12 protein-coding genes and 1 other annotated feature are annotated in these 10,538 nt (G+C 49.5%); of the genes, 5 read left to right on the forward strand and 7 right to left on the reverse strand.

Features of this window, described 5'->3' with window-relative positions; translation table 11 throughout:
* Positions 1–37 precede the first annotated feature (37 nt).
* On the reverse strand, positions 38–265 hold the full coding sequence (locus AC3WRW_RS29040; protein WP_492549695.1) for an alpha/beta-type small acid-soluble spore protein: 228 nt from the start codon (positions 263–265) through the stop codon (positions 38–40).
* Positions 266–418: 153 nt separating this feature from the next.
* On the opposite strand from AC3WRW_RS29040, the gene AC3WRW_RS29045 reads away from it, so the two are divergent.
* On the forward strand, positions 419–601 hold the full coding sequence (locus tag AC3WRW_RS29045; RefSeq protein ID WP_492549696.1) for a DUF5325 family protein: 183 nt from the start codon (positions 419–421) through the stop codon (positions 599–601).
* Between the two features lie 67 nt (positions 602–668).
* Here AC3WRW_RS29045 and trpS read toward each other — a convergent pair whose 3' ends face one another.
* Positions 669–1,652 (reverse strand): tryptophan--tRNA ligase, encoded by a 984-nt coding sequence (trpS, locus tag AC3WRW_RS29050; protein WP_492549697.1) that lies wholly within the window; start codon positions 1,650–1,652, stop codon positions 669–671.
* Between the two features lie 76 nt (positions 1,653–1,728).
* Positions 1,729–1,998: a binding site (T-box leader), on the reverse strand.
* Positions 1,999–2,124: 126 nt separating this feature from the next.
* On the opposite strand from trpS, the gene AC3WRW_RS29055 reads away from it, so the two are divergent.
* On the forward strand, positions 2,125–3,204 hold the full coding sequence (locus AC3WRW_RS29055) for a permease (RefSeq protein WP_492549698.1): 1,080 nt from the start codon (positions 2,125–2,127) through the stop codon (positions 3,202–3,204).
* A gap of 52 nt (positions 3,205–3,256) precedes the next feature.
* On the opposite strand, the gene ilvD is transcribed toward AC3WRW_RS29055, so the two are convergent.
* From ilvD to AC3WRW_RS29070, 3 genes are all read right to left on the reverse strand, one after another.
* The gene (gene ilvD, locus AC3WRW_RS29060; RefSeq protein WP_492549699.1) at positions 3,257–4,942 is read right to left on the reverse strand and encodes a dihydroxy-acid dehydratase; all 1,686 of its coding nucleotides are present in this window, start codon (positions 4,940–4,942) and stop codon (positions 3,257–3,259) included.
* A gap of 113 nt (positions 4,943–5,055) precedes the next feature.
* A complete protein-coding gene (rnhA, locus tag AC3WRW_RS29065) occupies positions 5,056–5,703 on the reverse strand; it encodes a ribonuclease H (RefSeq protein ID WP_492549700.1) in 648 nt (215 codons plus the stop codon).
* A 1-nt stretch (position 5,704) separates the two neighbouring features.
* Positions 5,705–6,202, reverse strand: a complete 498-nt coding sequence (locus AC3WRW_RS29070; protein ID WP_492549701.1) for a hypothetical protein — start codon at positions 6,200–6,202, stop codon at positions 5,705–5,707.
* Between the two features lie 157 nt (positions 6,203–6,359).
* Between AC3WRW_RS29070 and AC3WRW_RS29075 the strand changes: the two genes are divergently transcribed.
* The gene (locus tag AC3WRW_RS29075) at positions 6,360–6,599 is read left to right on the forward strand and encodes an alpha/beta-type small acid-soluble spore protein (RefSeq protein WP_492549702.1); all 240 of its coding nucleotides are present in this window, start codon (positions 6,360–6,362) and stop codon (positions 6,597–6,599) included.
* 122 nt (positions 6,600–6,721) lie between these two features.
* Here the strand turns inward: AC3WRW_RS29075 and AC3WRW_RS29080 are convergent, their stop codons facing one another.
* Entirely contained in the window at positions 6,722–7,714 is a 993-nt protein-coding gene (locus AC3WRW_RS29080) for an ABC transporter substrate-binding protein (protein ID WP_492549703.1), read from the reverse strand.
* Between the two features lie 184 nt (positions 7,715–7,898).
* Here AC3WRW_RS29080 and AC3WRW_RS29085 point away from each other — a divergent pair, with 184 nt between their 5' ends.
* Both AC3WRW_RS29085 and AC3WRW_RS29090 read left to right on the forward strand, forming a co-directional pair.
* A complete protein-coding gene (locus AC3WRW_RS29085; RefSeq protein WP_492549704.1) occupies positions 7,899–8,921 on the forward strand; it encodes a FecCD family ABC transporter permease in 1,023 nt (340 codons plus the stop codon).
* Positions 8,918–9,967 carry a FecCD family ABC transporter permease gene (locus AC3WRW_RS29090; RefSeq protein ID WP_492549705.1) on the forward strand — a complete coding sequence of 350 codons (1,050 nt, stop codon included), beginning with the start codon at positions 8,918–8,920 and terminating at the stop codon, positions 9,965–9,967. The genes AC3WRW_RS29085 and AC3WRW_RS29090 overlap by 4 nt, the downstream gene beginning before the upstream one ends.
* A gap of 68 nt (positions 9,968–10,035) precedes the next feature.
* Here the strand turns inward: AC3WRW_RS29090 and AC3WRW_RS29095 are convergent, their stop codons facing one another.
* Complete coding sequence (locus AC3WRW_RS29095) at positions 10,036–10,404, reverse strand: O-methyltransferase (RefSeq protein WP_492549706.1); 369 nt, start codon at positions 10,402–10,404, stop codon at positions 10,036–10,038.
* Positions 10,405–10,538 lie beyond the last annotated feature (134 nt).

Genomic DNA, 10,538 nt, shown 5'->3' on the forward strand with positions numbered 1-10,538 from the left:
GCAACAATCGGGAAAAGCTATTAACGAGGGGCGTATCCTAGCTGCGGAAGCCGGATTGACCAGCCAACGTTTGCTCAGCGATTTGCACCAGACGACGAGTAATGTGACCTCCGATTGAACCTGCATCGCGAGTAGCCATATAGCCCATGTAACCGTCTTGAGGAATTTGGATGCCCAGTTCTTGAGCTACCTCATATTTCATTTGATTTAAAGCTGCTGTAGCTTGTGGAACCGCCAGTGTGTTGCTGCTACGAGATTGTGCCATAAGGATCAGACTCCTTTCAGTCAGCTATGTTCTTTGATGTATTTGCAAGCTTGCAAACATAGTATGTGGAGGAAATGAATTTATATGCACAACGAATAAAAAAGTTTAGAATAAGAAGACAAGCTTCAAACTTCTAGAAAGTAGGTCACGTTCATGAGTAAACCGCTCGCACTTCTATTTGCTGTTGTCGGCACATTGCTGCTGGCTTCCATCTCTTTATTTATCGCTCTTCGGCAGCCGTGGATGATTCTCGTTTGTTCGATCATCGCATTAGGCTTTATCGGTTACGGCTTTGCCGTGAAGGCAAAGATTCGCAAAAAAAATTCACGGCCGTAACTTGAACGGCTGCACTGCACAAAAAGAGCTCGAACAACATCCGTTGTTCGAGCTCTTTCGCTTTCTTCTAGATAACCACGAAGCCCATCCGTTTCTTCACTTCAAGCAGCGTTTGGTCAGCTACCTCAGCGGCTTCCTTCGCGCCTTTACGCAAAATGTCGAAAATTTCTCCCGATTTGCGAATCTCATGGTACCGCTGCTGAATCGGCTCGAGAACAGCTACGACCTGCTCAGCCAGGTCTTTTTTGAACGGACCGTAGCCCTGCCCGTCATATTTAGCCTCGATCTCAGCTACGCTCATCTCCGCAAAATGCGAGTAGATCGAAATCAGGTTGCTCACTTCAGGCTTATTCTGCGGATCGTACTTCACTTCACGACCGGAATCTGTCACAGCACGGCTAAGCTTCTTGCGGATGACTGCCGGATCATCCAGCATAGCGATGTAACTTCCCGCATTCGGGCTGCTTTTGCTCATCTTCTTGGAGCCATCGTCGAGCGACATGATTCTCGCGCCAATCTCAGGCATATAAGGCTGCGGCATCACGAACATGTCGCCAAAACGGTTGTTGAACCGATTAGCCAAGTCACGCGTAAGCTCCAAATGCTGCTTCTGGTCGTCCCCGACCGGGATCAGATCGGCATTGTACAGAAGAATGTCAGCCGCCATCAGAGACGGATACGTAAAGAGACCGGCACCGACGGATTCCTTGCCTTCCGATTTATCCTTAAACTGCGTCATGCGCTCCAGCTCGCCCATGTGCGTCAGCGTCGTCATAATCCAGCCGAGCTCCGCGTGTGCATGAACATGGGATTGCAGGAAGATGGACGCCTTATTCGGGTCAAGTCCTGCGGCGATATATAGCGCTGCGATCGACTCCGTTTGTTCCTTCAGCGCTGCCGGATCCTGCGGAACCGTAATGGCGTGCATATCCACGACCATAAAATAACAGCGGTGCAAATGCTGCAGCTTCACATAGTTGCGAAGAGCGCCAATATAATTGCCAATCGTCAGCTGGCCGCTGGACTGCATGCCTGATAATACTCTTTTCATCGTGTAAGTCCCTCCAAATTAGATAGTGTGTTAGCTTGCGAAAAATCTAAAAAAGACAACAAAAAGGCCTCTCCCCGCAAGGGACGAGAGACCGTGGTACCACCCTAATTTGTCCGTGCATGCAGCATTGCCCGCACAGACCTTCAGGCTCTTGTAACGGAGAGCAGCCGTTTGGCATACTTGACAGATGCGGACGTTTATCCGGCCTAGGTTCCGGCAACCCTCATCCTGTGTTCAGCCTCAAGCTCAAGGATCCATTCGGTTTGGTCGTTTCACCGGTTCGCACCAACCACCGGCTCTCTGAGAAACGGGAGACAAACGTACTTGTTCCTGTCATCGCTTATTGATTTTATATTATTATACACCTTGACTTTTCAATGTCAACCAAGGTCTTTGTCCTATCTCGCCATGCATGGACATAGGATAGGTAACATACTATCCTTCCATTCACGGACAGAGGGGGGTCAACGAATTGTCATCAACACTGTACCGGTGGAGTCTTCCGGTCTCCACGGTGATTTGCGCATTTCTTCTCATCCTTATTGTAACGACGAGAGAGCTTCCTCCGATCGGGCTGATTCTGACCGATATCAGGCTCATCTTTGCCGCCTTTATGGACATTTTTCTCGACGCCCTCCCCTTCATGTTCATGGGGGTGCTTCTCTCTACCGTCGTTGAAAACTTCATCCCTGAAGCTTTCATCCGGCGAATGACACCTAAGCATCCGCTTGGCGGCGTCCTGTTTGCCTGCGCGCTGGGGATCATGTTCCCGCTCTGCGAATGCGGCATGATTCCTTTCGTTCGCAGGCTCATGCGCAAAGGCATGCCCGTGTACATTGCCGTCATCTTCATTCTCGTCGGGCCGATTCTGAATCCGATCGTTTTCGCCTCGACCTTCATGGCTTTCCGCAGCGAGCCGGCAATGGCTTATTCACGCATGGGGCTCACCTTCGGCGTGGCGTTAATCGTCGGGCTTCTGCTGACGCGATTCTTGAAGAGCAGCCCATTGCGCCACGCGGATAATCATGACGTCCATCATGATCATCATCATCATCATGATCATGAGCACGGCCGTAATCACAACCACCACCATGACCATAATCACGATCATGCTCATCATCACGGCCACCATCACGCCCATGGTGACGGGCGGCTGTCCACGATGCTCAGTCACGGCACATCCGAGCTGTTCGAAATGAGCAAATACTTAATGCTGGGCGCATTCTTAACCGCTTTGATCCAAACCTTCGTCGCCCAGGACAGTTTATCCGAGATCGGCCAAGGCACACTAATCTCGCACGTGTTTATGATGGGCTTTGCCTATTTGCTCTCACTGTGCTCTACAACGGATGCCTTCGTGGCCGCTTCTTTCGCCAAAACGTTCTCTCCTGGCTCCCTGCTCGCCTTCCTCGTATTCGGTCCGATGATCGATGTCAAAAGCACACTGATGCTGCTCTCGATATTCAAAGCGCGCTTCGTGCTCACGCTATCCATCGTCGTTGCAGTAACGGTTTTTATAGGTTCTTTGCTTTTTATGCACTTCTTTTTTTGATAGGCCATATATAAAAGGCCAGAGCAATTTAGCTCTGGCCTTTTAACATGCTTTAGATTTTCAAAATCGCTCCGGCACTCGCATTCGTCACCATTTTGGTGTAACGCGCCAAATATCCGGTACGGATTTTCGGCTCGAACTCTGTCCAGCTCTCGCGGCGCTTCGCAAACTCTTCATCGCTGATTTGCAGTTCGATTTTGCGGCCATCCATATCCACATCGATAATGTCGCCGTCTTGTACGAAAGCAAGAGGTCCGCCCTCAGCCGCCTCAGGAGACATATGGCCGATGGAGATACCGCGGGATGCGCCGGAGAAACGTCCGTCCGTAATCAAGGCAACTTTCGCGCCAAGACCCATACCGACGATTTGGGACGTAGGAGCCAGCATTTCCGGCATACCAGGTCCGCCTTTAGGTCCTTCGTAGCGAATGACGACAACATGGCCTTCTTTCACTTTGCCGTTAGCGATGCCGTACAGCGCCTCGTCTTGGGAGTTAAAGCAGATCGCAGGACCTACGTGACGTCCGCCTACGGATTTATCTACCGCGCCGACCTTCACGATACTGCCTTCAGGAGCAAGGTTGCCGAACAGTACGGCAAGTCCGCCTCTTTCGCTGTGCGGGTTGCTAAGCGGACGAATAACGTCCGTATTTTGAATTTCGCAGCCAGCGACGTTTTCACGAATCGTTTGAGCGGTAACGGACAGACGATCTCCGTCGAATGCGCCCGGTTTTTTCAAAAGTTCATTAATAACCGCGCTGACACCGCCGGCTAAATGCACATCTTCAATGTGATAGTCGGAAGCCGGAGCGATTTTGGCAAGGTGAGGAACGCGCTCTGCCACTTCGTTAATACGCGCGATCGGGTAATCGATGCCCGCTTCAGCAGCGATTGCCAGTGTGTGAAGCACAGTATTCGTGGAACCGCCCATCGCCATATCCAGCGCAAACGCGTTGTCAATTGCTTCAATCGTCACGATATCGCGAGGCTTGATGTCTTTCTCGATCAATGTCATCAACTGCTTCGCGCAATCTTTGACGAATTGCTTGCGCTCTTCGGCTACAGCGAGGATCGTACCGTTCCCCGGCATCGCAAGGCCAAGGCCTTCTGCCAAACAGTTCATGGAGTTCGCCGTGAACATTCCGGAGCAGGATCCGCAAGTCGGACAGCCGTATTGTTCAAGCTCTTCCAGACCGGCTTCATCCAATTTACCGGCTTGGTAAGCGCCTACGCCCTCGAATACGGAGGACAAGGAAATGGATCTGCCGTTTTTATCTTTACCGGCTTTCATTGGGCCGCCGCTGACTAACATCGTAGGGATGTTGACGCGAAGCGCACCCATGATCATGCCCGGTGTGATTTTATCGCAGTTAGGAATACAGATCATGCCATCGAACCAGTGTGCGTTTACGACCGTTTCCAGGGAATCGGCAATAATTTCACGGCTCGGCAAGGAGTAGCGCATACCGATATGACCCATGGCGATACCATCGTCAACACCGATTGTGTTGAACTCGAAAGGAACGCCGCCAGCTTCGCGAATCGCTTCTTTCACGATCTTACCGAATTCTTGCAAATGAACATGCCCGGGAATAATGTCTATATAAGAGTTACAAACCGCAATAAACGGCTTGCCGAAATCTTCCTCTTTCACACCGGCTGCACGCAGCAAGCTGCGGTGCGGAGCGCGGTCGAACCCTTTTTTAATCATGTCGCTACGCTGTTTTGGATGAGCCATTCTCTATTCCTCCTAAATTACATTCATTATTAAAAATAATGAATCTATCATATCATACTTTTCGTCAAATTTCTCCCTTTAGTGTACTGACGCGTCAATGTAAAAGCAAGAGCTTATTTTCTGCCAAAATCCGCCTTGATTTCTCCCCACTTCTTCGTGTCCCATTTCACGATTTTGTTCGTATAACTGTTGGCCCGCAGCCACTTCAACGCCCGGTCCACGAGCGTCCAAATCTCCTCCGTCGAGGCATCCCGGACCAAATTGGTCGAAACTTCCTTTTTGCGAATCCAGCTTAAAGCCGTCACGGAATCCGTATAAATGGTTTTGGAGCTGCCCTGCTTCTTCAGATACGCCAACCCGTGTACAATGGCAAGAAATTCGCCCAAATTGTTCGTACCCTTGGAAATGGGACCTTGATAAAACAATATCTCGCCGGTTCGCGTATCGACGCCCTTGTACTCTACAATACCCGGATTCCCGGAGCACCCGACATCTACGGACAGACTGTCATAGTCGACTTCCGGAGCCGTTTCCGGGCTAGCTGACTTGCCACCGGAAGCAGACGCCGCGCCTGATTTCCCTCCGAAATTCAGCGACTTCTGCCAGCCTTTCTCCAAAGCCTGACGAGCCTCCGCTTCCGATTCATACGATTTAAATCTCGCTTGCGGATACCCTTTCGTCTGTGCCTGACATTCGGCCCACGATCGGTAGATCCCGGGTTGATGCCCCACCCAAACGACATAATATTTCACTGCTGCCATCCTATTCACTCCGTTGTTGTTGATGTAATTGATGTACCAGCCCTTCAACCACTTTCACCGTATCGGCAAAATAGGGTCTGTAATCCAAACCTTGGATAAACGTCAAATAGGTTTCCCCGATCTCTAATACCTGCTTCCTGTAAGGATCGGCAGGGATGCGGTGGGCCTCGAGCTCGCGGTACGTCCCGTTGGTGCGCTCTTCAACGGATATGAGCTCCACTTCTTCATCCGGCAAATGATGCACAACAAACGAAAACCCTCTGCACTCCGGATCTCCGCAGCCGCATACAAAGAAAGGCATCTGCGCCCACTGGTCGGGCGGAGCAAACCGGTTCGGCGCCGTGTCATGCAGCGCACTGTATAAGAGTGCAGGAAGCCCTACATCGATGCATAGCGGCTCTTCAATAAGCAGGCTGTCTTCCACCGCCATGCGGACATCCGCTTGTATGATTTGTAAATCCTTATCCAGGGACCAGCCCTTTACTGACAGTTCAAACATGATTCCGCCTCCGATCTCCCGTTGCTTTTCTTATTATAACAAAGACTGTCCGATCCTGCTTTTCGGCTTTATATCCGCTTGGTTGAAATTTCCAGAAATCTGCATGAGTATTATTTGCAAAAGAGATTATACTACCTATTACTGGAGGTGATATCAGATGGCAGGACAATCTCGCAGCAGCAACACTTTAGTTGTTCCACAAGCTACAGCAGCTTTGGATCAAATGAAATTCGAAGTTGCTCAAGAACTAGGTATCCAGATTCCTCAAGACGGCTACTATGGCTACATGACGTCCCGTGATACAGGCTCCATTGGGGGCCACATCACTCGTCGCCTTGTTCAAATCGCTGAACAACAGCTAGCCGGCAGCAACAACGCTAACCGTTTCAGCAGATAACAACCTCTCCTATACTTAAACGAACGGGGGCTTTCCTTCAAGTAGCCAGTCTACTGAAGGAAGCCCTCTTTTTTGCGTTTATACAAAAAAAGACTGCTCGCAATAAGCAGTCCTCTCCTTTATTAAGGCTTGATATCGTAGATCTTGTACAAATCATCCAACATGATATTCGCCGCTTTCACACCGCCAGCTGTATTCCATGTCGCATCATTGACTTTCACTAGTTTATTGTTTTGCACCACTTTGAGATTTTTCCAGAGCGGATCGTTCATCCATTCCTGCTCTTGCTTCGTCCCTTTGCCGTCACCGGTCTCATACGTGAAGTAGAACACGCGGTCTGCGGCATCAAGCTCAGTCAAACGTTCCTTCGTAATGTCTTCAAACGATTTCTCATCGCTTTTCGCATCCGAACGGGCAAAACCGATTTGTTTGAAAATAACGCCGGTAAACATATTGCCGTAGTAGTACCGCGTTTTACCGCCCATGAAGCGAACGACTGCGACTTTCTCTTTCAGCTTATCGCCTGCTTTGCTTTTGAAATCGTCAATTCGTTTATCAAAGGCCGCGATAATTTTATCGCCTTCGGCTTTCTTATTTAATGTATCGGCATATAGGGCGAAGTTGCTTTTCCACTCACCGCGCAATGTCTCGGAATACACCGTCGGAGCAATCGCTTTAAGTTGATCGTACACTTTCTCATGACGCATTTTGTTCCCGATGATTAGATCAGGCTTCAAGGATGCGATTAACTCCAGGTTTGGCTGTGACTCTCCGCCAACGGTTGTAACACCTTGCATATCCGCTTTAATATGGTCAAACCATGGGCTGCCATAGTAGGATTCGACGGCACCGACCGGTTTAATTCCTAGAGCTAAAAGGGCTTCTGTCCCTTCATTCGTCAAAATAACAACACGCTGCGGATGCGCAGGTACAGCGGTTTCCCCCATCGCATGCTTAATCGTCCGAGGTCCTTCCGACTTTGCTGTTTCTTGCGGTGCTGCGGATGCCGATGGCTGTGCCGGCTTCTCCCCGCAGGCCGTTAAAACAATGGATACTACAAACAGAATGGCAACAAGAGTCCAAGCTCTTCTTAGTTGTTTACTTTTCCCAAACATCTGACTATGTTCCCTCCACACGATCTATTGATGATAACGATTATCATTATCTAGCCCACCTATCGTACTCGCTTTTAGAAAATCTGTCAATCGAAATTGATAATGATTCTCAAAATCGTTGACTTCAATTGCTCTTCTCATTAAAATAAATGAAGCAGCTAATGAAGGAAGCAGGGCAATCATCATGGATTATTCAAACAAAGAACGTCAATATCATTTGTATAAAAGTATCGGACTGCTCGCAGCTCTCCTGGTGCTTGCCGGGCTGATGGTTTGCAGCGTCAGGTTCGGCCTGAACTCCTATTCATGGGCCCAGGTCATGCAATCGTTCGATCATGCAGCGAAGCCTTCGAATGAGGCTATCATTATTCAAACCGTGCGTATTCCAAGAGCTTTAATCGCCGCACTCGTTGGCGGAAGCTTGGCTGTTGCCGGGGCGCTCATGCAGGCTATGACAAGGAACCCGCTTGCATCGCCGAGTATTTTTGGCATAAATTCAGGCGCAGCCTTTGCCATCGTGCTGTCTGTCGGATTTTTCAATGTGTCCAGTCTCTCGCAGTTCACTTGGATTGCTTTTCTGGGCGCTGCCGTTAGCTCAGTTCTTGTCTATGGACTTGGCTCATTGGGCCGGGACGGCCTAACACCTATGAAGATTACGCTAGCCGGATCGGCCATGACGGCCTTCTTCGCATCGCTTACGCAAGGCATCCTGCTTGGAAACGGTAAAGCGTTTGACCAAGTTCTTTATTGGCTTGTCGGATCGATCGAAGGCAGAACAATGGCTATGCTTCAATCCGTCTATCCGTATATCCTGATCGCATGGGTCGGTGCGTTTCTACTTTCGCCGCATATCAACATCTTGTCCATGGGGGACGATGTAGCCAAAGGGCTCGGACAACGCACGATTTACGTGAAATTCATTACCGCCGTCGTCATTGTTGTATTGGCCGGAGGCTCTGTCGCCGTCGCAGGCCCGATTGTTTTCGTAGGCATCATTATCCCGCATATCGTCCGCTTTCTTGTCGGAATCGATTATCGCTGGGTCATTCCTTACTGCGCCGTTCTCGGCGGTGTTTTGCTCGTTGGCGCGGACATCATTGCCCGCTTCATCGTCATGCCGAAAGAAGTTCACGTAGGTGTAACGACAGCCATTCTTGGAGTTCCCTTCTTTATATACATCGCTCGCAAAGGGGGACTGCTGAAATGAGTCGTTCCAATCGCTATGTCACGCTTCGAAGCAAAAGCTTCTCTTTTATGGTCAGTAGGAAATCAGTCCTTGTATCCTTGTTGTTACTCTTAGCCGTCATTATCGTCATGATTCTAAGTACTGGAATCGGCAGCATCTATATCAAGCCCGTAGAGGTCGTACGTGCCGTATTCGGTTACGGGACGGATCCCAGTAATATGATTGTCAGATCGTTGCGGCTGCCCAGGGTGATTGTGGCCGTTTTGATCGGCGCATCGCTCGGCGTGGCAGGCGCCATCCTGCAAGGCATCGTTCGAAATCCGCTCACATCGCCGGATACCATCGGCTCAACAGGTGGAGCTACGCTCGGCGCAGTTTCCTTTTTCTTCTTTTTCTCTGATAAAATCAGCATTCACTGGCTGCCTGTTGCCGCCATTCTCGGGGCTTTCGCCGCCACCTTGCTCGTTTACTTTTTCTCATGGAAAAATGGGATCACCCCGCTTCGGCTCGTTCTGATCGGCACAGGGCTTACTGCAGCAATGAGCGCAATCTCGTATCTCATGATGATTTCCGGACCGATCATTCTCGCGAATCAATCCTTGACCTTCATGACAGGGAGCATTTACGGGGTCTCATGGCAAAAAGCCGTGTATCCGCTTCTTCCATGGGTCGGAGTCCTAATCCCGGTTATCTTCTTGTATGCACGTCATATTACCGTACAATCCTTAGGCGAAGACATCGCCCGGAATGTGGGAAGCAGCGTACAGCGCCAGCGCTTTCTGCTCATTATTTTGAGCGTAGCATTGTCCGGCGCTGCCGTAGCCTTCGGTGGTGCCATTAATTTCATCGGCCTCATGGCTCCGCATATTGCCCGCAAGTTCGTAGGACCAAGCTTCGGCTCGCTAATTCCCGTTTCCGCGCTGACGGGCTCCTTGCTCCTGCTTCTTGCGGATCTGGCCGGACGTTTCGTGTTCAAGCCTCTCGATATTCCGGCAGGCGTTTTCACAGCGGCCATCGGCGCGCCTTTGTTCATCTATGTCTTATACCGCAGCAGAAATCGCGGCTAATACTCCCGATAACTAAACACCCCGGTCATCGACATGACCGGGGTATTTCCTTCATAATAGGATAAGTGCTAAATCGTTTTGGCTAAACTAGCCATATTATAATTGCTTTCGAACGTGATACTTGCCGACAGCATATTGTGTCTGACTGTAAAATCGAAGAAGATCTCACCATGGGTCCAGCTCTTCTTCCGCTTCAGCGACTCCAGCGCCATCTGCCGAAATGCTTGATACTGCAGCTCGGTTAGCCCCTTCACCGCCACCTCTGGCAGCACGCCGTCCTTACTTTCAAACGGCAGATGCTTCACGCCGAATTTACCGATTTCATTGTTGCGGATATGAACAAATACCGTACCTGAACTTACATGTGATAATTCATCTCTAATTCTTCTAAACACCAAATCAAGCTGTCTTGCAAGTGACATTGGTTCCAGACTCATCATTTCCCTCCCTAAAGATATAAAATTTTTACTTATTATGTAAATTATCAATGTAAACCTATTATATCGATACTTTTTACATAATTCAACAATTTATTTAAATATTCGTGCAATTTTTACTTTTCTTAACATTT

The organism is Paenibacillus sp. FW126-R14 (assembly GCF_058789495.1).